The sequence below is a fragment of the Kitasatospora sp. NPDC004615 genome, from assembly GCF_042873545.1.
Lineage (GTDB): Bacteria > Actinomycetota > Actinomycetes > Streptomycetales > Streptomycetaceae > Kitasatospora.
Map to the genome: position 1 here is coordinate 84927 of NZ_JBIALQ010000010.1, position 25016 is coordinate 109942.

Sequence of the window (25016 nt, forward strand, 5' to 3'; positions counted from 1 at the left end):
GCGCGCACCATGGTGGCAGCCCAACTTCTCAGTTCCCCATGAACGGCGCCCCCGTTCAGACTGCGGGCGCCCGGTGGTCGAACGCGATCAGCGGATCCCCGGTCAGCGGATGCGCGGTGACGGCGGCGCGGACGCCGAACACCTCGCCGAGCAACTCCGGCGTCAGCACCTCCCGCGGCGGCCCCGAGGCCACCAGCGCGCCGCCGGCCAGCACATGCAGCCGGTCGCAGACGGACGCGGCGGCATTCAGGTCGTGCAGAGCGACCAGGGTGGTGGCGCGCTGAGCCCGCAACAGGGCGAGCAGGTCGACCTGGTGACGGATGTCGAGGTGGTTGGTGGGCTCGTCCAGCACCAGCACGTCGGGCTGCTGCGCCAATGCGCGGGCCAGCAGGACGCGTTGACGCTCACCGCCGGAGAGATCGGCGAAACGACGCTCGGCATGCGCGGCCATCCCGACCTGGTCGAGGGCGCGGGCGGTCTGCACCCGGTCCTCGGCACTGTCGGCGGCGAACGCCCGCTGATGCGGCATCCGCCCCAGCGCCACCATCTGACGAATCGTCAACTCGAATGCCTCACTACGCTCCTGGGGCAGTGCGGCCAGATGACGGGCAGCCTCGGCGCGGGGCACCTTGGTGACATCCCGGCCGTCGATCAGCACCCGCCCGGCCCGCGGCGCGAGATGACGGTAAACGGCCCGCAGCAGCGTCGACTTGCCGCTGCCGTTGGGCCCGATCAGCCCGGCGATCTCCCCGGCCTCGGCGACCAGGTGGACACCGGCCACCACGTCCCGTCCGGCCAGCGCGACATACAGATCATCGAGGGCGAGTCTCACCGCTTGTCCCCCAGTCGCCGGTCGAGCAGGAACAGCAGAACGGGCGCGCCGAGCAGCGCGGTGACCACACCGATCGGCAACTCCTGGGCATCCAACGCGGTGCGGGCGACGGTGTCGACGGCGGTGAGCAGAACAGCGCCGGTGAGTGCGGACAGCGGCAGCAGCCGCCGGTGGTCGCCGCCGACCAGCAGTCGGCACAGGTGCGGCACCAGCAGTCCGACGAAGCCGATGGCGCCGGAGACGGATACCAGCACACCGGTCAACAGGCTGGTGACCACGAAGAGTTCACGCCGCAGCCGATCGGGATCGACGCCGAGCCCGGCGGCGGTCTCATCGCCCAGGACCAGAGCGTTCAGCGCCCGCGCGCGGGCCTGGAGAACGATCCCGCCGAGCAGCACCGCACCGGCGGGGAGAGCGAGTTGACCCCAAGTCGCGCCACCGAGGCTGCCCATCAGCCAGAACAGCACGCCACGCGTCTGCTGCTCGTCGCCCGCCCGCAGCACCAGGTAACTGCACAACCCACCGAGGAACTGACCAACCGCGACGCCGCACAGCACCAACCTCAGCGGCGAGAACCCACCCCCACGCCGCGCCACGATCCACACCAGCCCGAACGACCCGAGCGCCCCGGCGAACGCGGCGGCCGAGACCCCGAACACGCCCCCCACCCCGACCCCGAGCACAATCGCCCCGAGCGCCCCGAGCGAGGCACCGGACGAGACCCCGAGCAGATACGGATCGGCAAGCGGATTGCGCACCAGCGCCTGCACCGCCGTCCCGACCAGCCCGAGCCCGGCCCCGACCAGGGCGGCGAGCAGAGCGCGCGGGAGGCGCAACTCCCAGACGATCAAATCCCTTGTGCTGAACACCTCTTGACTCTCAGTCAAGTGGTGCCCCAATATCCCGTACACCTCCCGGAGCGGGACATCAACACTACCGAGACAGACCGCCCCGGCTAAGACAAGCAGCAACGCGATCAGCAATCCGGCCGCCACGACGCGAGGCGCACGACGGATCTCGGCAAGAGTGGCAGCCATCTACTCTCCGCCCTTCACCAGGTCGGGGTGAACAATGGCGGCGATCTGCCGAACGGTGTCGGCGTTGCGGACCCCGGCGGTGGTGGTGACCTCGGAGCCGATCCGCACGAAGTGGCCCTGCTGGACGGCGTTCAGGTTCCTGGTGGCGGGGTTGTCGCGCAGGAACCGCTCGGCCTCGTCGAAGGCCTTGCGGTCGGCGTCCGCGCTGCCCCGACTACGGACGCCGAGCTGGATCCAGTCGGGGTTCTTGGCGATCACGTCCTCCCAGCCGACCGCCTTGAAGTCGGCGTCGCAGTCGGCGAAAACGTTGCGCGCCCCTGCCAGGGTGATGATCGCGTTCGCAATCTGCTTGCGGCACACGGCGGTTGGCTGCTTCGCCCCGGCGTCGTAATCAAAGAAGAAGTAACTGGGCCGCCGCTCGTCCGGAAGCTGGTCGAGCCCGGCGGCGACCCTGGCGAGCGTGCCGTCCATGGCGGCGACCAGCTCGTTGGCCCTGGGGAGGGTGCCGGTGACGGCGCCGAGCCGCTTGATGTCCTGCTCGACCTCGGCGAGATCACTCTTTGCCGGACCACCCGCGCAGGCAGTGGACAGCAGGTACATGTGCTTGATCCCGGCAGCGGCGAACTCCCGATCACCCGGCGGCCCACCCACCCCGCCGCCACCCGCCCCACCCATCGCGGCAAAGCTGTCGATGTACAGATCGGCGCCCGACCCGAGCAGCTTCTCCTTGGCAATCACCGTCTCGCCCAACACGGGTATCCGCGCGGCACGTTCGGCGATCGCAGCAGGCAGTTGGCCGGTGCCGGGCGGGTAGCCGGTGCCTATGACCCGGTCGGCGGCGCCGAGTTGGAGCAGAATCTCCAGCGCGGCAGCATTACTGGTGACAATCCGGTCGGGCGCGGCCTCGAACGCGGTCGGCCGCCCCTGGCAGTCCAGCACCTTGACCGGGAATCCGACAGCCCGGGTGGCCGTGACGCCGGCACTCCCCGAATCGCCGGCACTGCTCGCGCAGCCCGAGGCCAGCAGGGTCACTGCGGCGGCCAGGCCGTACAGAACGCGGGTTCGCATGGGGCACTCTCCTGAAACCGAGTACGGGTGGTGGGGCGTGGGGTTCACCTGACGTCGCCCCGACCAGGCATGGGGCGGCAGGCACCCAGGTTGTCGGGCGGGCATCGGGCTGAACGGGCGAGGGCGGCGAGACCACGCCGCGGCGCGGGTTGGCCACGGGATACGACGGGTCGGCCCGCCGGCGGCGCTCGGGCAGTCGCGTCGCGGACACCGCCGTCGACCACCGCCACCACCCGTCCCCGGCCCGGGAGTTCGGCGATCACAAGGACCCACCCTCGACCAGGACGGCACGCAAGGCGGCGCTGCCCGGATCAGCGGCGACGAGCCCGTCCGCGCTGCGGCGTCCGTCGTCAACCACCGCCACCGCCCTTCCCCAGCAACGGAATTCGGCGACGACCGCGCGGACGGGGCCAGACCGGCGGCGAAGCCAGTGGCGGCGTCGGCGGCCCCGGGGCCGGTCGGGTTGGGTTCACACCTCAGCTGTCGTGCCCGACCGGGCCCGGGTTCCCGCCGTTCTGCCGATGCCGGTCAGATCCGACCGGCGAAGGTGAATCCGGCCTGATCCACGGCCGCGCGGACCTCGCCCTCGTCGGCGTCGCCGCTGACAGTGACCCGGCCGGCCTTGGCGTCCGCGACGACGTCGGTGACGCCGGGCAGGGCGACGAGGCCTGCGGTGACGGTCCGTTCGCAGTGGCCGCAGCTCATTCCCTCGACGGCGAAGACGGTGGTGCCGGTGGTGCCGGTGGTGCCGGTGGTGACGGACATGCGTACTCCCATGGACGTGATCGGTGAATGCGGATCCACGACAGCGCACTCCGCCCGCCGGTAGCACCGGGACACGCGGCCCGATGCCCCCATCGGGTGGACCCGGGAACCGTTCACACCCCGCCACCGACGCCGCTCGACGCACGGAGCTGCGCGGGACCGGCGACACCGTTCACACCCCCGCCGGGGGGACGCCGGAGCGCCCCCCGTTCGCGGGGAACCGTTCAGGCCGCGCAGCCGACCGCCAGGGAGTCGGCGTGTTCGGCGTCCGCAAGCTTGCGGATCAGCACTCCGCGGGCCCGGTTGACCCGGGAGCGGACGGTGCCGATCGGGCAGCCGGTCAGTTCGGCGACCTCCTCGTAGGGCAGGCCGAGCAGCGCGGTGAGGACGAAGGCGTCGCGGCGTTCGGCAGGCAGCGCGTCGAGCAGTTCGCCGAGCGCGATGCCCTCGTCGAAGCCGGGCAGGTGGTGGGGCTGGACCTGTTCGGCGGCGCTCTGCCAGTCGTCGGTGTCGAGCAGTCGCGGCCGGCGGGCGGCGAACCGGAACCGGTCGACGACGGTGCGGCGGGCGATGGAGAGCAGCCAGGTCCGGGCCGAGGAGCGGCCCTCGAAGCTGGGCAGGCTGCGCAGCGCGCGCAGGTAGGTGTCCTGGGTGAGGTCGTCGGCGGCCTGGGGTTCGCCGCTGAGGTGGGTGACGAACCGCCGGACGTCGGGGCGGGTGGCGCGGACGAACCGTTCGACCGCGGCGGGGTCGCCGCTGCGGGCGGCCAGCGCCCAGGCGGTCACGGTCTGGTCGTCGGCACGCGTCCGGCCGGTGACGGAACGTGACGCGGGAAGAGCGGAAATCATCTCCGGGTGTCCTTGCTCGGGAGACGGGAGCGGCCGGATCGGGCCGCGAGGCCGGCCCGGGGCGCGCGCCGACGGCACCGGTGCCCGAGCAGGGGCGTGCGGTGGTGGGGCGGAGCGGCTCCGGGGTGTGACGTGGCCGTCAGGCGACGGCGGTCACCACCGGCGGTCCCCGCGTGGCAAGGGAGTGGACGAGCAGCCGCGACCGCGGCCGCCACCCCGAGGCCCTGGACCGGCGCGAGCGCAACGGCACCCAGGCGGGCCGAACGGCGCCGAGCAGCAGCAGGACGGGCGCGAACAGCCGGGCGGCAACCGTCCGGGCCAGCCCGTGCACGGCGCGCTCGCCGGCGGCCAGCCACAGACCGAGCAGCAGCGCGGCCAACAGGTGCGCGGCGAGCATGCCGCCACCCCCGCCACCGTGCGGCCCGGCCATCGCCATCGCGTGGTGCGCCATGCCGGGCATGTCCGACATCCCGGGCACACCTGCCATCCCGGGTGGATCGGTGAGCGCCGCCACCGTCCCCGGGTCGAGACCGGCGGCCTCGATCAACCGGGCGGCCTGTTCGTCGGTCAGCGGCCCGGCGTTGCACAGCAGCAGGTGCGCCCAGCGCGCGGCGAGCCCGTCCGTCGCGGCAGGGGCGGCAGCCGGAGCCGCCGTTGCCTGCCCGAACGAGAACGCCGTGTGCAGCGCGGCCTGGACGCCGACGGTCAGCGCGGTGACCAGCAGCGGGCCGCGCTCCCTCCGGGCGGTCAACCAGCCCAGCCCGGCGACGCCGCCGAACGCGGCGGCCAGTACCCAGACGGCCACCGGCCGCCCGGACATCAGCACGTGCGCGACGGCAGCGAGCAGCACGCATCCGGCCGCGAACACCGCAGCCCGGCCTGCCCGTACCACTCGCCCAGCCTTCATGACGGGCTCATCATCACATCCTTCACACCTGCCGGACCCCGCCCTCCCCCACCTGTCGCCCACCCGCACGACTATGACGACCGTCACACCAACTCCCCGGGAACCAGGCCGCCTTCCCCGCCGACCACTGGTCTGCGACGGCCCTGCGCCACCCTCCGGACGGGAGACCCGCCACCCACCGGACGGGAGACCGGCGAGGTCTTCAGCTTCCCTTCAGCTTCGCCCGGCCATGCTGCTGACCGGCCCTGTTGCCGCACCGGTGCCGGCCCTGCCGCCCACCCTGTTGCCGCCCGGCCACCGCAACGACCCCGCGCGGCCGGGCCGCGCCACCGAGAGGAGTGCCGCCGCTGTGGGCGCCACGACGACGATGACCGGGACCGACCGGCTGAACGGGCAGCGCCCCGCTCCGCTGTGGAGCAAGGTGCCGCAGGTGACGGCCGGCTTCTGGGTGGTGAAGGTGCTCACCACGGGGATGGGCGAGACCACCTCCGACTACTTGGCGCGCACGCTCGGGCCGATTCCGGCGGTGGCGGGTGCCACGGTGCTGCTCGCGGCGGCGCTCTTCGCCCAGGCGCGGGCCGACCGGTACCGGCCCGCGGTCTACTGGGCGGCCGTGGTGATGGTCAGCGTGTTCGGCACGATGGCCGCCGACGTGGCGCACGTGGCGCTGGGGGTGCCGTACGCGGTCTCGGCCGCCGCGTTCACGCTGGCGCTGGCCGCCGTGTTCTGGGTGTGGCGCCGCACGGAGGGGACGCTCGCGGTGGAGACGGTGCGCGGCGGCCGCCGGGAGGTCTTCTACTGGACGGCGGTGATGGCGACCTCCGCCCTGGGCACCGCCGTCGGCGACCTGACCGCCGCCACCCTCGGCTGGGGGTACCTCCCGTCCGGCCTGCTGTTCGCCGCCCTGATCGCGGTGCCCGCGCTGGGCCACCGACTGCTGCGGCTGCCGCCGGTCCTCGCGTTCTGGTGGGCGTACGTCCTCACCCGCCCGCTCGGCGCGTGCTTCGCCGACTGGGCCGGCGTCAGCCGGGAACGCGGCGGCCTCGACCTGGGCACCGGCCCGGTGAGCCTGGTGCTGGCCGTGGTGATCGTGGCGGCGGTCCTCGCCCTGGCGTCCGCCGACCGTCGCCGCCGCTGACGATCGGCGGCGCTGACGGACCGCCCCGGCCGGTGCCCGCACGCGAACGCGGACACCGGCCGAGCGGGGCCTAGAAGCCGGTGAGCGGAGCGGCCTGCGGCGCGGCCTGCCCGCCGACGGAACCGCTGATCGGGGCGCTCAGCGCGACGGTCTGCCCGGTGAGGGTGGTCTGCACGAACTGCCAGGTGATCCCGTTGATGACGCCCTGGTCGAGCGGGGCGAGCTGGGCGAACGCCGGCTTGCTCAGGTCCAGGTGGGTGGAGGCGCAGGACGGGCACTTGTCCTTGACCGGCAGGGTCAGCGTCTTGCCCTGGTACGTCACCTTCACCGAAATGCCCTTGCAGACCGGATCGTTGTTCGGGTTCGCGGTGGTCCACCAGCTGGCGGGGACGGCGACCAGCATCTGGGTGCCGGCGTTGATCTGGGTGCCGCAGGCGCCGTAGCCGGTGTCGGTGAAGTAGGTGGCCATGCCGGTCATCGGCTTGTTGATCGGTATCGCGGCGCCGGCGGGGCCGGCAGTCAGCGCGAGCAGGGCGGCTGCGGCGAGCGGGGCGCCCGCCAGCAGCCTGAGGTTCCTACGGGTGGCACGCATGCTTCCTCCGCATCGCAGCACTCGACGTGGCAGTGGCAACTCGCCGAACCCGAATGGGAGTTCGGCGATCGCACTGTCACCGGAAGGCACCGAACCTACGGAAGCCACCGTTCGTGGTCCACACTTTCGACATGTTGTCATGGCCACAACTCGGTAAACTTTGTCGCGCCACCCCAGGACGCATCACGTCAGGACGCGACCACGTCCAGGTGGTAGGTGGTGTCCACCTCGAAGTCCCCGGCCGTCCCGTTGATCGCCAGCACGTAGTGCCCGGGCGTCAGCGGCTCCAGCGCACCCCACAGGCCCCACGCGACCTGCGGGAAAATACCCACCATGAACCGCCTGGAGACGAACTCCCGCACCGGCAGCGGGTTTCCGTTCAGATCGGCCTCGGCCCGGGACACGTCCATCCGCCACGGACGCGCGGAAAAGCCCAGCGCCGGACGGGTGGTGTTCAGGACGGGGAAGAAAATCGGCTTCCCGGCGGGGATTTGGCACCGCCGGACCACCCGGCCGCCGTACGTCCCGGCCAGGAACCAGACGTCCGACGGCTGCTGCCAGCCGGCGAACTCGCCGGTCCGGTCCGCGACCGGCGAGCTCTCCTCCGGCGCCGACAGCGCCCACTTCCACCAGCGCGCCGCCAGCTTCCCGCCCCGGTCGGGATCCATCGCCCCGACACCGTTCTCCTGCAACACACCCTCACCAGGTCAAGCCCTCACCGACGCCCACACCGGGCGCCGATCCGGGCCAGACTCTATCCGCCGCCATCCGGTCACATTCGGTCAACCCCCAGGTCAGGAAGCATCCTCCTGACCCTCCCGACCCTCCGCACTCTCCGGGCCCTCCGCACCCTTGGCACCGTGCGCACCCTTGGCACCGTGCGCGAAGCGCTCCCGCGCGGTGGCGCCACGGCGCTCGATCGGCAGGGTGCCGGTGGCGGCGCCGAGGCCGTACGGCGGCATGTCGCCGTAGATCGACTCGTAGGAGCCGGGCGGGACGATGTACGTCTCGTGCCAAATCCCCACGTGCTGACGGGACTTGCGCTCGAAGCGGTTGATCATCGCCCAGGCCTTGCGGTGCAACTGCTGAGGCGCGGCGGCGTACTTGAGCAGTTTCTCCTCGGACTCCCAGTACTGGACCACGTAGTACGTGCGCGGCGAGCCGGTGAGCAGCTGGTAGCCGAGCAGTCCGCTCTGCGGGTCGCGGGAGAGTTCGCGCAGCATCCGCGGCATCGCGAGGAACACGGGCAGCCAGTGGTGCGGCGCCCAGAAGTGGTTGATCCGCATGCCGATCAGGAAGAGGACGACGTTCCCTTCGGCGGCGGCGGTGGTTCGGCCCGGTATCGGCTTGGCGAACATGACATCCCCCTGTCGTCGGACCGTCCGTGATTGGATAGCCCCACTCATCAATGCCTTGGATAGTGACACTCGCCGACGGAGGCCACAAGAGGATGCGCCTGGCAGATCTCAGCGAAAGCAGCGGTGTCTCCCTCGCCACCATCAAGTACTACCTGCGCGAGGGCCTGCTCCCGCCCGGCCGCCTGATCAACACCACCCAGGCCGAATACGACGAATCGCACCTGCGACGGCTCCGCCTGGTGCGGGCGATGATCCAGGTCGGCCGCATCCCGGTCGCCACCGTCCGGGAGGTGCTCGCGCACGTCGACGACGACTCCCTCGGCCTCACCCTCCGCCTCGGTGCAGCCCTGAGTACGCTGCCCCACCCCACCGAGCCGACCCTCGCGGCCGACGAGGACCAGCCAACTGCCGCCGCCCGCAAGCTCGCTGACGACCTGTTCACCCGCCTCGGCTGGTCCGCCCCCTGCGAGGTGGGAGACCTCTCCCCCGCCCACCGGGCCCTGGTCGCCGCCCTCGCCACCCTCGGCCGCCTCGGCTACCCCCTCAGCGCCGACGACCTGCTCCCGTACGCCCGCTACATGGAACAGGCCGCCATCTACGACCTCGACCGCATGGAGGTCCTCCCCACCCCCCAGGAGCAGGCCGAGTACGCGGTCGCCGCCGCCGTCCTGTTCGAACCCGTCCTCCTCAACCTCCGCCGCCTCGCCCAGGCCGAACAGTCCGGCCGCCGCTACGGCCTCTAGTGCTGTGACCGAGAAGGTTCACCGGGTGTGCCCGATGGCCGCGTTGCCGCGCTACGCTTCGCGGTCGTTGCGCTGGGGCGGGTAGACGTATGGAGTCGTCCGCCATCGTGGTGCTGAAGGCGGCCTGGGGGTGGGCCGCCGCGCACCTGCTGTACCTGGGCATCGGCCTCGGCGGAATCGCCCTGCTGGCCGCCGTCACCGCCACCCTCTACGTCCGGGCCAACGCGCCCGGTTGGCTGCCCGCTGTCCCGAACCACCCGGCGGTGGCCGCGAGTTGGACGGCGGACTTCACCCTCGACGACTTCGCGAACTCCTCGCCGCGCGGCTTCGAGGAGATGTGCCGGGCGCTGCTCGACCGGGACGGCTTCTCCGGCGCGCTGCGGGTCGGCGGCGCCGGCGATCTCGGGGCCGACGTGATCGCGCACGACGAGGACGGCCGGAAGGTGGTCGTCCAGTGCAAGCGCTACCGCCGCCCCGTCGGCAGCCCCGAGCTCCAGACCTTCAACGGCACCGCCCGGCCCGTCCACCGGGCGAGGATCGCCATCGTGGTCGGCCTGTCCGGATTCACCGCCCCGGCCCGCAAGTTCGCCCACCAGCAGCGTATCCACCTGGTCGACCGGGCCGCGCTGGAGCGCTGGGGCGCCGGGGAACACCTCTACGACATCCTGGACATCGCCGCGTAACCGTCAGCCGAGACCGAGACCGAGACCGAGGCCGAGACCGTCCAGGACGGTCCGCGCCCCGGCGGTGAACGCGGGGCCGGCGGGAGTGGTGTCGCGGGTGGCGAGGGCGGCGGCGAGCAGCGGAAAGGCGTCGGGGGTGGGGCCGGGGGCCGCGCCCTGGTGTTCGAGTTCGAGCGCGCCGATCGTGTAGGCGACCAGCGCGTGCAGGGCCGCCGCGCGGGCGGGGCCGTCCAGGCCGGCATCGGTGAGGGCCTCCAGCAGGCGTTCGCGCCAGCGCAGCGCGGGCCGGCAGGTGCGGTGATGGCGGATGGCCAGCGGCAGGACGCCCGGGTGGGCGCCGACCGCCTCGCGCATCAGCTCCAGCAGTGCGAGCACCCGCGCACGCGGCGTCGGCTGCTCGGCGGCGGCGCGGTCGAGGACGGCACCGAGCGCCAGGTCGACCACCAGGCACTCCACTTCCTCGCGGTCCTCGACGTAGCGGTACAGCGCCATGGTGCGGCGGTCGAGTTCGGTGGCGACGGTGCGCATGGAGAGCGCGGGCAGGCCGTCGCGGTCGATCACGGCGAGCGCGGCGGCGGCGATCTGGTCGTTGGTGAGAGAGCGGGGACGGGGCACGGGTTGACAGCGTACGGCATACGCCTACAGTTTAGGCGTACGGTCTACACCTACGAGGGAGCCCAGATGTCCCGCCTCCGGATCGGCACCGCCGCCCCGACCGTCCCCACCACCGACACCACCGGCGCGCCCCTCCCGCCCGTCCCCGCGGGCGGCGTCACCCACCTCCAGTTCCGCCGCTTCGCCGGCTGCCCGATCTGCAACCTGCACCTGCGCCAATTCGCCGTCCGCCACCGGGAGTTGCAGGAGGCCGGGATCCGGGAGGCGGCCGTCTTCCACTCCCCCGTCGAGGAACTCCGGCCGTACGCCGACGGCCTGCCGTTCGCCCTGGTCGCCGACCCCTCGCAGCGCCTGTACCGCATGTACGGCGTCGGGCGCGGCGCCCGCGCACTGCTCGACCCGCGGGTCTGGCCCGCCATCGCGCGCGCCGTGCTCGTCGGCATCCCGCTGGTCCTGCGCGGCCGCGAGCGGCTCCCCGCCGCCCGTCCGCTCGGCGGCCGGCTCGGGCTGCCCGGCGATTTCCTGCTCGCCCCCGACGGCCGGGTCCTGGCCGCCCACTACGGCACCCACGCAGCCGACCACTGGACGGTCGACCAGGTGCTCGCGCTGGCCGCGACGCACCGCGGAGCGCCGCTGCACCAGCCGAACTGAGAACACAGGATTGGACTCCGCCCGGCCGGGCACCCGCGAAGTGACTCCGTCGGACGGCTCCGACGGCGAGGAAGGGAGCCGGCGCCATGGACGAGATGCCGCAGGGCGGCGCGGGCGGCGTACCCACGCCCGAACAGGACCGCGAGGCGCTCCGCGAAGAGCGCCGGGCGAAGGCCCGCACCGACGCACCCGAGGAGCAGCGCGAGGACCACCGCGCCGAGGGCCGTCCGCCGACCGTCGGGCACGATTGGCCGAGCGACCAGGCCGAACCCGTCGGCGTGCTGCACCGGCGGCCCCGCGAGAACTACCGCGCGGAGGGACGTCCGCCGACCGTCACGCACGACTGGCCGAGCGACCAGGCCGAACCCGCCGACAAGCACGGGAAGCGGCACAAAGGGGCCGCCGACCGCTGAAGCCCGATCCCGGGCCAACCAGCCCGATCCCGGGCCAACCAGCCCGGTCCCGGGCCAACCGCAACGGGTGGGCCCGGGCGGTCTGCGTGAGCTGCCTGGCGGCGGCGCGGGCCGCACCGTGCGTACGGGTGGCGACCGCGATCGAGGTCGGCATGCACTGGCACCACCTCTACCCCTGTTGACCCTGGGCTTTCCCTACCTTCGGTGATCGCCGAGTCGACGCCCCAACGGGTGCCGGCGACGAGTACGCGGACCGGCCGGAACGAGTGCGCTGCGCGTACAAGCGGGGCGGACCCGGGTTCCTAACCTGGGGCTTACCCCCCTTCGACCACCGAGAGGCCGCCCTTCACCATGTCCCACTCGCAGTCCACCCCCAGCCCGTTCCTCGAGCCGCAGGCCCGGGACTTCGCCGAGGCCACCGCCAACCCGCCGTACCTGTTCGACCTGGGTCCGGAGGAGGGCCGCAAGGCCGTCGACGAGGTTCAGTCCGGTGAGGTCGAGCTGCCGGCGATCGACGAGGAGTGGATCACCGTTCCCGGCGGGCCGACCGGCTCGGTGCGGGCGCGGATCGTCCGCCCGGCCGGGTCCACCGGCACGCTGCCGGTGATCCTCTACATCCACGGCGCGGGCTGGGTGTTCGGCAACGCGCACACCCACGACCGCCTGGTGCGCGAACTGGCCGTCGGCGCGGGCGCGGCCGTCGTCTTCCCCGAGTACGACCTCTCCCCCGAGGCCCGCTACCCGGTCGCCATCGAGCAGAACTACGCCGTCGCCCGCTGGATCGTCGCCGACGGCGCGGGCGAGGGCCTGGACGCCACCCGCCTCGCGGTGGCCGGCGACAGTGTCGGCGGCAACATGTCCGCCGCGCTGACCCTGATGGCCAAGGAGCGCGGCGACGTCCGCCTGGTGCAGCAGGTGCTGTTCTACCCGGTGACCGACGCGTCCTTCGACACCCCGTCGTACCACCAGTTCGCCACCGGCTACTTCCTGCGCCGCGACGCCATGCAGTGGTTCTGGGACCAGTACACGACCGACGAGCAGCAGCGCGCCGAGATCACCGCCTCCCCGCTGCGCGCCACCGTCGAGCAGCTCACCGGCCTGCCCCCGGCCCTGGTCATCACCGGCGAGGCCGACGTCCTGCGCGACGAGGGCGAGGCCTACGCGAACAAGCTGCGCCAGGCCGGCGTCCCCGTCACCGCCGTCCGCTACCAGGCCGTCATCCACGACTTCGTGATGCTCAACGCCCTGCGCGGGACCCATGCCGCGGAAGGCGCCATCAGCCAGGCCATCGCCATTCTGCGCACCGCCTTCGGCAACGCCTGAACACCGCCTTCGGCACCGCCTGAACACCGCCTTCGGCACCGCCTGAGCACCGCCTTCGGCACCGCCTGAGCCCGCTCGACCCACTCGCCGAGCCCGCTCAACCCGCAAGCCGAGCCCGCTCAACCCACTCGCCGAGCCCGCTCAACCCGCAAGCAGCGCCCGCAAGTTACCTCCGGTCTCACCTCGTAGATCCGGTCTCACCCCACCTTGACGATCCGGTGGCGCTCACTGTTCGCCACCGGACCAGGAGTTTCGCCATGCGCACCATCCCCTTCCGCATCAACCGCAAGGTCGCCGTCGTCGCGGCCGTCACCCTCGTCGCCGGCGCCACGATCGCCGCCAACGCCTCGGCCGCTCCGGCCAAGTCGCCCGCCAAGGCGTCCGGGCCGGTTCTGGAGAAGGACGCCCAGGCGTTCGCCGACGCGGCGGCGAAGAACCCGCCGATCTACACGCTGTCCTACGAGGACGCCCGCAAGGCGCTCGACGGCGCGCAGAGCGGGCCCGTCGACAAGCTGCCGGCCGAGGTCAGCCACCGCACGCTCAAGGTGGGACCCACCGGTGAGGTGAACATCCGGATCGTCCGCCCCGCCGGCGTGACGGGCAAGCTCCCGGCCGTCATGTACTTCCACGGCGGCGGCTGGGTCCTCGGCAACGAGAACACCCACGACCGGCTGGTGCGGCAGATCGCCAACGGCGCCCAGGCCGCGGTCATCTTCGTCGACTACACGCCCGCGCCCGAGGCCCGCTACCCGATCGCCAACGAGCAGTCGTACGCGGCCACCAAGTGGGTCGCCGAGCACGGTGACGAGATCAACGTCGACGGCTCCCGGATCGCCGTCGCCGGCGACAGCGTCGGCGGCAACATGACGGCCGCCGTCACGCTCATGGCCAAGCAGCGCGGCGGCCCCGCCCTGCGCGAGCAGGTGCTGTTCTACCCCGTCACGGACGCCAACTTCGAAACCCCCTCCTACCGGGAGTTCGCCGACGGCCCCTGGCTGACCCGCAAGGCCATGAAGTGGTTCTGGGACGCCTACGCCCCGAACGCCAAGGACCGCGAGCAGATCACCGCCTCCCCGCTGCGCGCGAACCTCAACCAGCTCGCCGGCCTGCCCAAGGCCCTGGTCATCACCGACGAGGCCGACGTGCTGCGCGACGAGGGCGAGGCGTACGCCGCGAAGCTCCGCGCCGCAGGCAACGACACCACCAGCGTCCGCTACAACGGCATCATCCACGACTTCGCCATGCTCGACGCCCTCGCCAACACCAACGCCGCGAAGGCGGCCGTCGACCAGGCCAACCGCTTCCTCTACGCGGGCCTGCACAACGGGTCCTGACCCCTGCTCCAGGGCGGCCCGGCTCCCCCCGGGGCCCCTGCTCCAGGGCGGCCCGGCTCCCCCCCGGGCCGCCCTGGGATGCCCTGCACCCCCCAAGGCCGGACGCCGCGCACCGCGCAGCCCTTCCGGCCGACCTGTCCGGCTCAACCGGCCGCCCGCCGTCATCGGTGCGGCCGTTCAACCGCCGTCGCCACTCAGAACGGTCCGTAGCGCGGCACACCCGCGTCTTCCTGCCGGACCGTGTCACCGGCGACCGCTTACAAGGAGACCGTCATGTCCCGTTCCTCCCGCACCCGTTCAGCCGTCAAGGCCGCCACCACCGTGGCCGCCGCCACCGCCGTGGCCGGCTCCCTGCTGGCCGCCACCACGGTGACCAGCAGCGCCGCCCCGCAGAAGGACGTGACGAGCCAGGCCAAGCCCACCGTCGTGCTCGTCCACGGCGCGTTCGCCGACGCCTCCAGCTGGTCCGGCGTCGTCAAGCGTCTGAAGAACGACGGCTACCCGGTCATCGCCGCGGCCAACCCGCTGCGCGGCGTGACCAGCGACGCCGCTTACATCCGCAGCGTCCTGGACAGCGTGCACGGGCCCATCGTCCTGGTCGGCCACTCCTACGGCGGCTCGGTGATCACCCAGGCCGCCGCCGGCGACCCCGACGTGAAGGCGCTGGTCTACATCGCCGCGTTCATCCCGAACGTCGGCGAGAGCGCAAGCGACCTGGCCGCCAAGTACCCGGGCAGCACCCTGGGCGACGCCGTCAGCCCCACCTCCATCCCCATGCCCGACGGCAGCACCGGCACCGAACTGACCATCAAGCAGGAGCTGTTCCACCAGCAGTTCGCCGCCGACGTCCCCGCTCCCACCGCCGCGATCATGGCGGCCTCCCAGCGGCCGGTCACCACCCTCGCCCTGGACGAGAAGGCCTCGAAGGCGGCCTGGAAGGACATCCCCTCCTACGCCATGACCGTCGGCCAGGACCACAACATCCCGCCGAAGGCCGAGAAGTGGATGGCCGAGCGCGCCCACGCCTACACCGTCACCATCGACAAGGCCTCCCACGCGGTCGCCGTCTCCCACCCGGCCGAGGTCACCGACCTCATCGTCCGCGCGGCCCGCGACACCCGCTGAACCACCGGCCCACCGACAGCCCCACTGCCGCCGGCAGTGGGGCTCGTCAGCGACCCAGGCCCAACCGCGGCAGCCGTCCGGACGTGACCGCATGCGTGGCGAGGCCGAACACCAGGCCCCAGAACGCGGAGCCGATGCCGAACAGCGTCGTGCCGGAGGCGGCGGCGAGCAGCGTCACCACGGCGGCGTCGCGGCCGGGTTCGGGGGCGAGCGCGGCGGCGAGACTGTTCTGCAGCGAGGCGAGCAGCGCGACGCCGGCGATCACGGCGATCAACTCCCGTGGCAGGCCGGTGAACAGGCCGACCAGCACGCCACTGAAGCTCCCGACGAGCACGTACAGCGCACCGGACGACATGCCGGCGACGTAGCGGCGCCGCGGGTCGGGATGCGCCTCGGGACCGGAGCAGATCGCGGCGGTGATGGCGGCCAGGTTGACGCCGGGCGAGCCGAACGGCGCCAGCAGGACGGACGCCCCGCCGGTCACGCCGATCAGCAGACGGTCGTCCGGACGGTAGCCGAACGCTCGCATCACGCCCAGCCCCGGCGCGTTCTGCGAGGCGAGCGAGACGATGGTGAGCGGCAGCGCCAGGCCGACCAGCGCGGGCCAGGAGAACGCGGGGGCGGTGAGCACCGGCACGGTCGGCCCACCCGAGCCGGGGTGCAGCCGCAGTCCGACCGTCAGCGCGGCCAGCACCCCGCCGACCACCAGGGCGATCACCACGGCGTACCGCGGCGCGAGCCGCTTCGCGAACAGGAACGCGACGAAGCTCCCGAGCACCAGCACAGGCGCACCGTGCACCGCCCCGAAGATCCCGGCGCCGAACGAGAACAGGATGCCGGCCAGCATCGCGTGCACGATCCCCTCGGGCACGGCGGCGATCAGGCGTCCGAACCAGCCGGTGACACCGAACAGCGTGACCGCGACGGCACTCACCAGGAACGCGCCGACCGCCTCCCGGTACGGGTAGTGGCCGAGACTCGTCACCAGCAGCGCCGCCCCGGGAGTCGACCACGCGGTCACCACCGGCGTCCGGGTCCACCAGCTGAGCGCGAACCCGCTGATCCCGCTGCCGATCGCCACCGCCCAGATCCACGACGCGGTGTGCGCGGCATCCAACCGCCCGGCCGCGGCGGCCGCCAGCACCACCACCAACGGCCCGGAGAACGACACCGCGACACACACCAGCCCGGCCAGCAACGCGGGCCCGGACACGTCCCGCCGCAGACTCCGCCGCCGCTCGCCCTCACCCGCACCGCTCTCCGGTCGGACCGTCAGATCGTCTGTCATTCCGGCAGTATCCCGATCCACCGGCCAGGGGCCGACAACGGGTCAGCTGCTCTGCGACTCCTGGCACCGCACCCCGTTCCACCTCGCCGCTCCGGCCCACCGCCGACACCAAAGACACTTCACGCCACGCCATCATCACCACCATATTTGCCTAAGTCACTTAGGAACCAGCATGATGCGCATAGGCGATCGAGGGAGAGGCTATGGCACCCAAGGCTGAAGCACCGAGCACCGAAGCACCGGACTGGATCACCACCCCCATCACCCCCCAACTCCTGCGCGGCCACCTCGACTTCGAGATCACCCCGCACGGCATGCTGCCGCACCGGCTGCCGAGCCGGGCGCGGCGGCAGGTGCCGGACCGGCAGTTGGCCGTCGCGGAGGCGCAGCCGTCGGGGGTGCGGGTGGTGTTCCGGACGGCGGCCACCCGGATCGAGCTGGACACGCTGCCGACCAGGCGCGCCTACCGGGGGTTCCCGCCGCCCGCCGCCGGGGTGTACGACCTGCTGATCGACGGGCGGCTGACCGCTCAGGCCACGGTCGCGGGCGGCAATCTGCGCACCGTCACGGATCTGCTGACGCAGGAAGCCGAACTCACCGAGGGCCCGATCGGCGCGGCCCGGTTCACGGGCCTGCCGGGGCGGGCGAAGGACGTGGAGATCTGGCTGCCGCACACCGAGGTCACCGAGCTGGTCGAACTGCGCACCGACGCGCCGGTCGAGCCGCTCCCAGAGCGTGGGCGCAAGATCTGGCTGCACCACGGCAGTTCGATCAGCCACGGCTCCAACGCGGCCCACCCGACCGGGACTTGGCCGGCGATCGCGGCGGCGCGCGGCGGCGTGGAGCTGGTCAACCTGGGGTTCGGGGGCAGCGCGCTGCTCGACCCGTTCACGGCCCGGGCGATCCGGGACGCGCGGGCCGACCTGATCAGCCTGAAGGTCGGCATCAACGTGGTGAACAGCGACGCGATGCGCCTGCGCGCGTTCGGCCCGGCGGTGCACGGCTTCCTGGACACGATCCGCGAAGGGCACCCGCACACCCCGCTGCTGCTGGTCTCCCCGCTACTGTGCCCGCTGCACGAGGACACCCCGGGCCCCTTGATGCCGGATTTCACCGCCGGAACGCTCCGCTTCCGCGCCACCGGCGACCCGGCCGAACGCGCCGCCGGCCGCCTGACGCTGACCGTCATCCGCGAGGAACTGGCCCGGATCGTCGGCCTGCGGGCGCTCGACGACCCGCACCTGCACTACCTCGACGGCCGCCGGCTGTACGGCGAACACGAGTACGCCGAACTCCCGCTCCCCGACGGCCTCCACCCGGACGCGGCCGCCCACCGCCGAATCGGCGAACACTTCGCCCGCCACGCCTTCGGCCCCAATCGGCCCTTCAACACCACTGCCATTCACGCGACTTGACGCACCACCGGGAAGCAGCGGCCCGTCCAGGTCGCTCAGGGTCGCTGCGGCGTGATCAGCCCGGATTCGTAGGCGGCGATGACGGCCTGTGCCCGGTCGCGCACGTCGAGCTTGGCGAACAGGCCGGTGATGTGGTTCTTCACCGTGGACGGGCTGATCTCCATCGCGTCCGCGATCGCGTTGTTGTCCAGCCCGGTGGCCATCAGCCGCCAGACCTCGCGTTCGCGCGGCGTGATGTCGTCGGCCACCGAGGCGGTGGCGGCGGTCGGCGGGGCGGGCTGCGGGGACCGGACGTGGGTGGCGATCAGGCGGGTGAGCAGGCGGGGCGCCACCACGGCGTCGCCGGCGTGGACGGTGCGGATCGCGGTCGCGAGGTCCTCCGGGGAGACGTCCTTGGGCAGGAAGCCGTGGGCGCCGGCCCGCAGCGCGGCGACCACGTACTCGTCGAGGTCGAAGGTGGAGAGCGCGAGCACCCGGCACTCGGGGAGGAGGCCGGCGAGCTGTTCGGTGGCGGCGACGCCGTCGAGGACGGGCATCCGCAGGTCCATCACCACCACGTCGGGGCGCAGGCGCTGGGCGAGGGCGACGGCCTGTTCGCCGTTCTCGGCCTCGCCGACCACCTCGAAGGACGGGTTCGGGGAGAGGATCAGCGTCAGTCCGCGGCGGACCAGGGGCTGGTCGTCGGCGACCAGGACGCGGATCGCGGGGGCGTCGGCGTTCATGCGGGTACCTCTCCGTGCCGGGGTTCGGCCCCGGCGGTCTCGTCGGCGGTCAGGGGCAGTTCGGCCAGGACGGCGAAGCCGCCGCCGGGGTGCGGGCCGCAGCTGAGGCTGCCGCCGTGCAGGGCGACGCGCTCACGCATGCCGATCAGGCCGTGGCCGCCGCCCTCGCCACCCGCTCCCCCGCCGGCACCCACACCGTCGTCGCGCACCAGGACCACCACGGCGTCCGGGCGGTACGTCAGGCGGACGGTCGCGCGGGCCTGCGGGCCGGCGTACTTGCGGGTGTTGGTCAGGGCCTCCTGGACGATCCGGTAGACGGTCAGGCCGAGGCTCGGCGGCAGCGGGCGCGGGGCGCCGTGGACGGTCAGTTCGGTGGGCAGGCCGGCCAGGCGGGAGTCGTCCACGAGTCGTTCGAGGTCGTCGGTGCCGGGTTGCGGGGCGGGCGGCGCGGCGTCGGGTTCGTCGCCGGCCCGCAGGACGTCCAGCAGCTGGCGCATCTCGCGCAGCGCGAGCCGGCCGGAGGACTCCAGCGTGATCAGGGCGTCCCGGACCACCTCGGGGTCGGCGAGGTTGGCCCGGGCGCCGCCGGCCATCAGCTGCATGGTGGTGATGTGGTGGGCCACGATGTCGTGCAGCTCCCGGGCGATGCGCCGGCGTTCCTCGGCCACCGCCCGGTCGGCCAGCAGCCGGCGGTTGGCGGCCACCTCGCGCTGCCAGCGGGCGACCACCAGGGCCGCGCCCGCCACCAGCACGCAGGAGGCCGGTGCGGAGACCAGGGCATCCCAACTGGGCGCCCGGAAGTGGCTCTGGGTCAGCACCGTCATCAGCGAGGTGACGGCGACGGCCGCGGCGGTCACCCGGAGCCGGGCGTGGCGGGCGAGCGTGTACAACGCCACTGTCAGGACGGCACCGAAGTGGATGCCGACCGGCTCGGCCAGGTTGGTGGCCGCCTGGAGCAGCAGCACGCCGGCGTACATCGGCACCGGGTGGGTGCGGCGCGCCAGCAGCGGCATCCCGGAACACAGGGCGAGCAGGAAGCCGGGCACGCCGACGCCGCCTACGGCTGCGGCGAACAGCAGGTAGCCGAGCACGTCCAGCAGGCTCGCGCCGACGGCCACCAGCGCATCGGTCTGGCTCCACGGCAGCCCCTCCGACCGACGACGCGACAGCGCGCCCGCCGTCCCCGAAGCTGCTGAGCCCGCCGTCCCCGAAGCTGCTGGGCCCGCCGTCTCCGGACCCACCGTCCCCGTCATGTCCCAACTCCCCGGTGCCCGGTCGGCCCCGGGTCGCTGATCTGCGCTGATGCCCCATTCTCGCACCGGCCGGACGGGCCGGACATGGGCCCCTGCGGCGGCTCTCGCTGGGAGCACGGTCCCAGGCGCTGCCGGGCGGCGGGAGCGCGGGCCCCGCCCCGGATCGTCCGCCGACCCGACGCCCGGGCCCGAATCGGCTGATGAGCTGTGATCAGGCCGGAAAGTCCCGGCGAAAACACCGACGTTCACACCCACCGATCTCCGATTTCAGGGGCGGCGTGCGCGTCCATCAACGGGAGGGTTTCGTGATCCGCGCACTGACCGGATTCGCCACCAGAAACGCCTGGAAGGTCATCGCCGTCTGGGCGGTGCTGGGGATCGCACTGACAGGTCTCGGCCCGATGCTGTTCGACAAGGTCACCCAGTCGCAGTCCGGCGATTTCCTGCCCCGCAGCTACGACTCGGCCGCCGCACTGCAGATCGCCGAGGACCACTTCGGGCTGGACCCGGCCGCCACCGTCGTCACCGTCCTGGTCGCCCGCACCGACGACCGGGCGCTCACCGACGACGACCAGAAGCGGATCGAGGCCGAGGCGGACCGGCTCGGCAAGCACCGCGTCGTGATGCCGCGCAAGAAGGACGATCCGGCCTTCCTGGTGCCCGACCACTCGCAGACCCCGAAGGTCGCCCCGGCGATGCTCGCCCCCGACCGCAGCTTCGAACTGCTCGCCGTCGAACTGACCGGCGACTCCTCGAACGAGGGTGTGCAGAGCGTCTACCGGACCTTCCGCGACGATACTCGCGAGCGCTTCGCCGAGGCCGGCATGCGCACCGGCTTCACCGGCGGCCTGGCCGACGCGGCGGACTCCGCCGACAGGGACCGGACCGCCGCCACGATCGGCAGCGCGCTGCTGGCCGGGCTGATCGTGCTGCTCAACGTGCTGGTGTTCCGCAGCGTGCTGGCGGCCCTGCTGCCGCTGCTGGCGGTCGCGATCGTCGGCGGCGCGGCGAGCGGGGCGGTGGCCGGGGCGGCGGCGCTCACCGGGCTGAAGCTGTCCCCGTCCACGTCGAGTCTGATCACGGTGGTGCTGCTCGGCATCGGCGTCGACTACCTGCTGTTCCTGCTGTTCCGGTTCCGCGAGCAGCTGCGGGCCCGGCCCGAGCAGCCCGTCCGGGAGGCGGCGGCCGAGGTCGCGGGCCGGGTCGGCACGGCGATCACCTCCGCCGCGCTGACCATCGTGGCGGCGTTCGCCACTCTGGGTGTGGCGAGCTTCGGCGATTTCCGTTCGCTCGGTCCGGCCGTCGCGGTCGCCGTGCTGGTCATGCTGCTGGCCAGCCTCACCCTGATGCCCGCCCTGCTCGCCGCCTGCGGCCGGGGGATGTTCTGGCCGTCCCGCGCGCTGCGCCGCCCGGCCCGGGAGGGTTTCGCGGGCCGGTTCGGCGAGCTGGTCGCCCGGCGTCCGGCGGCCCTGCTGCTGGCGTCCGTCGCGCTGCTGGGCGCGCTGACCGCCGGCATGGTGGGCATCCGGATGAACTACAGCCCGCCCGCCTCCTCGGGCACCCCGGCGACCGCCACCGCTGCCGAGATCTCCCGGGCGCTGCCGGCGGGCGTCTCCGACCCGACCACGGTGTACGTCACGGCGAACAACGGCGGCCCCGTCGCGGTGGCTCAACTGGACGGTCTGGCCAAGGAGCTGGCCCGGGTGAACGGCATCGGCCAGGTCGGCCGGACGGCCCTCAGCCCCGACGGCCGGGCCGCCCGCATCGACCTCTACCCGACCGCCGACCCGCAGAGCCAGCAGGCCCGCGACCTGGTCTCCGGCCCCGTCCGCGCCGCCGTCGCCGCGCACACCCCCGCCGGAACGAGCGCCCACGTCGGCGGTACGGCGGCAATCTTCGCGGACGTCTCCACCGCCATCGACCACGACCTGAAGCTGGTCTTCCCGGTCGCGGCGGCGCTCATCGCCGTCATCCTGCTGCTGCTCCTGCGCAGTCTGCTGGCCCCGCTGGTGCTGATGCTCGCCGTCGGCGCGGGCTTCACCGCCACGCTGGGCGCGTCCACCCTGGTCTTCCAGCACCTGCGGTCCGAACCCGGTGTCGCTTTCACCCTGCCGCTGGTGCTGTTCCTGTTCGTGGTGGCGCTCGGCACCGACTACAACATCCTGATCACCGACCGGATCCGCGAGGAGATGCGCGGTCCCGGTTCCGCCCGCGCCGCCGTCGCCCGCGCCGTCCGCCACACCGCCCCCACCATCGCCACCGCCGGCCTGGTGCTGGCCGGTTCCTTCGCCACCCTCGCCGCGACCCCCGGCACCGAACAGATCGCCTTCGCCCTCACCCTCGGCATCCTGCTCTCCGCCGCCGTCCTCTCCCTGGTTCTCGTCCCCGCCCTCGCCGCGCTCCTCGGCCGCGCCCTCTGGTGGCCCCTGCGCCCCACCGCCCGCGCCACCCGCTCCGCCCCGGAGCCCGTCAACTCCTTCGAGCGGAGCGCCAGTTGAACCACCCGGCAGCGGGCCGGGCGCTCACCGGTGGTTGACGATCACCGAGATTCCCCAGCCGATCGCCGCGAGCACCACCGCGAAGATCAGCCCGGCCAGTACGCGGCCGACCGCTCCGGCGGTCGGCCGCGCCGCCGTCACGGACGTGCCGGGCGGGTTGAGCAGGCGCAGTGCGACGGCGAACAGGGCGGGCAGGCCGGCGCCGGTGAGCAGGCCGACCACGACGATCCGCCAGAGCGCGTCCAGGTTGATCCAGGAGTTCACGGCCTCACCTGATCGTTGGCCTTGACGGGCTCGGGTACCACCGAGCCCGTCCACACGGCGTTGACGTTGTCCGGCGTCACGGCCGCCCGGCGGGACACGACGTAGAACGCCGTCGACGCCAGCACCAGCAGCACGAAGATCACCACCACGCCCGCCGTCCCGCCGATCCCGTCGGCGATCCAGTAGGCCACCGCGCCGGCCAGCGCGGCGGACGGCAGTGTGAGCAGCCAGGCGGTCACCATCCGGCGGGCGAGCTGCCAGCGCACCATCGCGCCGGTGCGGCCGACCCCGGAGCCGAGGATCGATCCGGTGGCGACGTGGGTGGTGGAGAGCGAGTAGCCGAAGTCGGTGGAGCAGAGGATCACGGCCGCCGAGGCCGATTCGGCGGCCATCCCCTGCGGCGATTCGATCTCCACCAGCCCCTTGCCGAGGGTCCGGATCACCCGCCAGCCGCCGATGTACGTGCCCAGCGCGATCGCCACCGCGCAGGACAGGATCACCCAGTCCGGCGCCTTCGACCCGGCGGGCAGCGTGCCGTTCGCGATCAGGGCCAGCGTGATCACGCCCATGGTCTTCTGCGCGTCGTTGGTGCCGTGGGCGAGCGAAACCATCGACGCCGAACCGATCTGGCCGTACCGGAACCCGCGCCCGCGCCTGTCCTCGGCGACGCCCCGGGTGAACCGGTAGACCAGCACGGTGCCGGTCGCGGCCACCGCGCCGGCGATGAACGGCGACAGAGCGGCGGGCACGATCACCTTGGAGACCAGGCCCTGCCACTTCACGGCCGAGGCCCCGGCCGCCGCCATCGTCGCCCCGATCACCCCGCCGATCAGCGCGTGCGAGGAGCTGGACGGGATCCCGAGGTACCAGGTCGCCAGGTTCCACAGGATGCTGCCGGTCAGCCCGGCGCAGACCACGGTCAAGGTCACCACCCCGGTTTCCACCAGCCCGTTGGCGATGGTCGCCGCCACCGCGGTCGACAGGAACGCCCCGACCAGGTTCAGCACCGCCGAGACGGCGACCGCCACTCGCGGTGGGAGGGCACCGGTGACGATCGAAGTCGCCATCGCATTGCCCGTGTCGTGAAACCCGTTGGTGAAATCGAACCCCAGCGCCGTGACCACCATCAACGCCAGGACCGCGTCGTTGCCGGTCACGGGCCCGAATCTACCGGGCATTCCCGATCCCGAATCGGCGTGGCACGCCGATCGGCTCAGTCCGCCTCCGCGACCCGCTCGGCACTGCTCCGCAGCACACAGAACTCATTGCCCTCGGGATCGGCCAGCACGGCCCACCCGGTGCCGTCGGGGTTGCGGCGGTCGGCGACGAAGGCCGCGCCGAGACCCAGCAGCCGCTCGACCTCCCCGTCGCGCGCGGTCTCGGGGCGCAGGCACAGGTGGACGCGGTTCTTGACCGTCTTGGGCTCGGGCACCTGGTTGAAGTACAGCACCAGCCCACCACCGAGCGACACCTGCGTCTCCCGGTCCCCCGGCGCCGCGTCCGAATCGATCGGCCGGCCCGTCACCTCGGCCCAGAACCGGGCCAGTCCGTACGCGTCGGCACAGTCGATCGCCACGTTCTGCACTACCGAAACCATGCGCGCGAGTCTCCCCGATCCGCCGACCGCACGCCAACTCCCGGACGCTTCAGGCCCGCAGCCGCACCAACTCGGCATCGAGGTCGAGCTGCAACGACTCGGCACCCGCCGGAATCAGCGCGAAGCAGTCGCCCAGGAAGCCGTCCACCACCTCGCCCGGAACCCTGATCACCGCCTCCCCAGCCTCGCCCCGCAACGTGACGTGCACAGCCCCGCCGGGCCCGGGCGCAACCGTCACGTCCCCCCGCCCGGCCCGGGCGTGCCGCCCCGCGTCCAGCAGGTCCCGGGCGAACCACCACTCGATGGGCTCGTCCTCGGCCCCCAGCGGCGGAAACATCAGGCACACGGCGTACGGCTCGTTGGAGTCGAACCGCAGCCACGCTTCGACGCCGGCCTCCGGGTGCGGACTGTCCGGCAACGTGACCCGGGTGGCCCGGGCGGCGGAGACTGTCATACGAGAAGCCTTCCTTCGGTGTCCCCGGCGGCTACCCCGCCCCGCCCGCCCCAGCGCCTCGCACCCCGAACCTTCACAACCGCAGAGGCACCG

Annotated in this window: 27 protein-coding genes; 10 read left to right on the plus strand and 17 right to left on the minus strand. The window is 72.8% G+C overall.

The features are described 5' to 3' along the window. Positions 1-55: 55 nt before the first annotated feature. The 6 genes from ACFYS8_RS29960 to ACFYS8_RS29985 form a co-directional block, all read right to left on the minus strand. Positions 56-832, minus strand: coding sequence for an ABC transporter ATP-binding protein (locus ACFYS8_RS29960; protein ID WP_387646858.1), 777 nt, complete (start codon positions 830-832; stop codon positions 56-58). After that, positions 829-1869, minus strand: a complete 1041-nt coding sequence (locus tag ACFYS8_RS29965) for a FecCD family ABC transporter permease (RefSeq protein ID WP_387646860.1) — start codon at positions 1867-1869, stop codon at positions 829-831. The genes ACFYS8_RS29960 and ACFYS8_RS29965 overlap by 4 nt, the downstream gene beginning before the upstream one ends. After that, positions 1870-2937, minus strand: coding sequence for an ABC transporter substrate-binding protein (locus ACFYS8_RS29970; RefSeq protein WP_387646862.1), 1068 nt, complete (start codon positions 2935-2937; stop codon positions 1870-1872). Positions 2938-3465: 528 nt separating this feature from the next. Then, on the minus strand, positions 3466-3702 hold the full coding sequence (locus tag ACFYS8_RS29975) for a heavy-metal-associated domain-containing protein (RefSeq protein ID WP_387646865.1): 237 nt from the start codon (positions 3700-3702) through the stop codon (positions 3466-3468). 224 nt (positions 3703-3926) lie between these two features. Continuing rightward, entirely contained in the window at positions 3927-4550 is a 624-nt protein-coding gene (locus tag ACFYS8_RS29980; protein WP_387646868.1) for a sigma-70 family RNA polymerase sigma factor, read from the minus strand. Positions 4551-4689: 139 nt separating this feature from the next. Continuing rightward, positions 4690-5457 (minus strand): PE-PGRS family protein, encoded by a 768-nt coding sequence (locus ACFYS8_RS29985; protein ID WP_387646869.1) that lies wholly within the window; start codon positions 5455-5457, stop codon positions 4690-4692. A 367-nt stretch (positions 5458-5824) separates the two neighbouring features. Here ACFYS8_RS29985 and ACFYS8_RS29990 point away from each other — a divergent pair, with 367 nt between their 5' ends. Then, positions 5825-6595 carry a hypothetical protein gene (locus tag ACFYS8_RS29990; RefSeq protein WP_387647201.1) on the plus strand — a complete coding sequence of 257 codons (771 nt, stop codon included), beginning with the start codon at positions 5825-5827 and terminating at the stop codon, positions 6593-6595. A 70-nt stretch (positions 6596-6665) separates the two neighbouring features. On the opposite strand, the gene ACFYS8_RS29995 is transcribed toward ACFYS8_RS29990, so the two are convergent. The 3 genes from ACFYS8_RS29995 to ACFYS8_RS30005 all read right to left on the minus strand — a co-directional run bounded on the left by ACFYS8_RS29995 (position 6666) and on the right by ACFYS8_RS30005 (position 8545). Further along, positions 6666-7187: a cysteine/serine endopeptidase inhibitor gene (locus tag ACFYS8_RS29995; RefSeq protein ID WP_387646872.1), complete on the minus strand. Its 522-nt coding sequence runs from the start codon at positions 7185-7187 to the stop codon at positions 6666-6668. A 188-nt stretch (positions 7188-7375) separates the two neighbouring features. Continuing rightward, positions 7376-7855, minus strand: coding sequence for a hypothetical protein (locus ACFYS8_RS30000; RefSeq protein WP_387646875.1), 480 nt, complete (start codon positions 7853-7855; stop codon positions 7376-7378). 126 nt (positions 7856-7981) lie between these two features. Continuing rightward, the gene (locus tag ACFYS8_RS30005) at positions 7982-8545 is read right to left on the minus strand and encodes a DUF4188 domain-containing protein (RefSeq protein ID WP_387646877.1); all 564 of its coding nucleotides are present in this window, start codon (positions 8543-8545) and stop codon (positions 7982-7984) included. Between the two features lie 92 nt (positions 8546-8637). On the opposite strand from ACFYS8_RS30005, the gene ACFYS8_RS30010 reads away from it, so the two are divergent. Together ACFYS8_RS30010 and ACFYS8_RS30015 are read left to right on the plus strand one after the other, a co-directional pair. After that, positions 8638-9288: a MerR family transcriptional regulator gene (locus tag ACFYS8_RS30010; RefSeq protein WP_387646880.1), complete on the plus strand. Its 651-nt coding sequence runs from the start codon at positions 8638-8640 to the stop codon at positions 9286-9288. 89 nt (positions 9289-9377) lie between these two features. Further along, positions 9378-9971 carry a restriction endonuclease gene (locus ACFYS8_RS30015; RefSeq protein WP_387646883.1) on the plus strand — a complete coding sequence of 198 codons (594 nt, stop codon included), beginning with the start codon at positions 9378-9380 and terminating at the stop codon, positions 9969-9971. A 3-nt stretch (positions 9972-9974) separates the two neighbouring features. Here the strand turns inward: ACFYS8_RS30015 and ACFYS8_RS30020 are convergent, their stop codons facing one another. Beyond that, complete coding sequence (locus ACFYS8_RS30020; protein WP_387646886.1) at positions 9975-10586, minus strand: TetR/AcrR family transcriptional regulator; 612 nt, start codon at positions 10584-10586, stop codon at positions 9975-9977. A 66-nt stretch (positions 10587-10652) separates the two neighbouring features. On the opposite strand from ACFYS8_RS30020, the gene ACFYS8_RS30025 reads away from it, so the two are divergent. The 5 genes from ACFYS8_RS30025 to ACFYS8_RS30045 all read left to right on the plus strand — a co-directional run bounded on the left by ACFYS8_RS30025 (position 10653) and on the right by ACFYS8_RS30045 (position 15432). Further along, on the plus strand, positions 10653-11237 hold the full coding sequence (locus ACFYS8_RS30025; RefSeq protein WP_387646889.1) for a peroxiredoxin-like family protein: 585 nt from the start codon (positions 10653-10655) through the stop codon (positions 11235-11237). A gap of 86 nt (positions 11238-11323) precedes the next feature. Further along, complete coding sequence (locus tag ACFYS8_RS30030) at positions 11324-11650, plus strand: hypothetical protein (RefSeq protein WP_387646892.1); 327 nt, start codon at positions 11324-11326, stop codon at positions 11648-11650. A gap of 351 nt (positions 11651-12001) precedes the next feature. Beyond that, positions 12002-12973 carry an alpha/beta hydrolase gene (locus tag ACFYS8_RS30035; protein ID WP_387646894.1) on the plus strand — a complete coding sequence of 324 codons (972 nt, stop codon included), beginning with the start codon at positions 12002-12004 and terminating at the stop codon, positions 12971-12973. 257 nt (positions 12974-13230) lie between these two features. Further along, positions 13231-14307, plus strand: coding sequence for an alpha/beta hydrolase (locus ACFYS8_RS30040; RefSeq protein WP_387646897.1), 1077 nt, complete (start codon positions 13231-13233; stop codon positions 14305-14307). Positions 14308-14580: 273 nt separating this feature from the next. Then, a complete protein-coding gene (locus ACFYS8_RS30045) occupies positions 14581-15432 on the plus strand; it encodes an alpha/beta fold hydrolase (protein WP_387646899.1) in 852 nt (283 codons plus the stop codon). Between the two features lie 46 nt (positions 15433-15478). On the opposite strand, the gene ACFYS8_RS30050 is transcribed toward ACFYS8_RS30045, so the two are convergent. Beyond that, positions 15479-16720 carry a benzoate/H(+) symporter BenE family transporter gene (locus tag ACFYS8_RS30050; protein ID WP_387646902.1) on the minus strand — a complete coding sequence of 414 codons (1242 nt, stop codon included), beginning with the start codon at positions 16718-16720 and terminating at the stop codon, positions 15479-15481. A gap of 203 nt (positions 16721-16923) precedes the next feature. Between ACFYS8_RS30050 and ACFYS8_RS30055 the strand changes: the two genes are divergently transcribed. Further along, complete coding sequence (locus ACFYS8_RS30055; protein ID WP_387646904.1) at positions 16924-18135, plus strand: GDSL-type esterase/lipase family protein; 1212 nt, start codon at positions 16924-16926, stop codon at positions 18133-18135. A gap of 35 nt (positions 18136-18170) precedes the next feature. On the opposite strand, the gene ACFYS8_RS30060 is transcribed toward ACFYS8_RS30055, so the two are convergent. Together ACFYS8_RS30060 and ACFYS8_RS30065 are read right to left on the minus strand one after the other, a co-directional pair. Further along, the gene (locus ACFYS8_RS30060) at positions 18171-18857 is read right to left on the minus strand and encodes a response regulator (RefSeq protein ID WP_387646907.1); all 687 of its coding nucleotides are present in this window, start codon (positions 18855-18857) and stop codon (positions 18171-18173) included. Further along, positions 18854-20110 carry a sensor histidine kinase gene (locus ACFYS8_RS30065; protein WP_387646908.1) on the minus strand — a complete coding sequence of 419 codons (1257 nt, stop codon included), beginning with the start codon at positions 20108-20110 and terminating at the stop codon, positions 18854-18856. The genes ACFYS8_RS30060 and ACFYS8_RS30065 overlap by 4 nt, the downstream gene beginning before the upstream one ends. A 305-nt stretch (positions 20111-20415) precedes the next feature. Here ACFYS8_RS30065 and ACFYS8_RS30070 point away from each other — a divergent pair, with 305 nt between their 5' ends. Next, entirely contained in the window at positions 20416-22608 is a 2193-nt protein-coding gene (locus ACFYS8_RS30070) for an MMPL family transporter (protein WP_387646911.1), read from the plus strand. A gap of 24 nt (positions 22609-22632) precedes the next feature. Here ACFYS8_RS30070 and ACFYS8_RS30075 read toward each other — a convergent pair whose 3' ends face one another. The 4 genes from ACFYS8_RS30075 to ACFYS8_RS30090 are packed head-to-tail and all read right to left on the minus strand — an operon-like array spanning position 22633 to position 24923. Then, complete coding sequence (locus ACFYS8_RS30075) at positions 22633-22872, minus strand: hypothetical protein (RefSeq protein ID WP_387646914.1); 240 nt, start codon at positions 22870-22872, stop codon at positions 22633-22635. Continuing rightward, a complete protein-coding gene (locus ACFYS8_RS30080; RefSeq protein ID WP_387646915.1) occupies positions 22869-24029 on the minus strand; it encodes an anion permease in 1161 nt (386 codons plus the stop codon). The genes ACFYS8_RS30075 and ACFYS8_RS30080 overlap by 4 nt, the downstream gene beginning before the upstream one ends. A 56-nt stretch (positions 24030-24085) precedes the next feature. Continuing rightward, complete coding sequence (locus ACFYS8_RS30085) at positions 24086-24469, minus strand: VOC family protein (protein ID WP_387646918.1); 384 nt, start codon at positions 24467-24469, stop codon at positions 24086-24088. Between the two features lie 49 nt (positions 24470-24518). Further along, the gene (locus tag ACFYS8_RS30090) at positions 24519-24923 is read right to left on the minus strand and encodes an SsgA family sporulation/cell division regulator (protein WP_387646921.1); all 405 of its coding nucleotides are present in this window, start codon (positions 24921-24923) and stop codon (positions 24519-24521) included. Between the last annotated feature and the right edge of the window lie 93 nt (positions 24924-25016).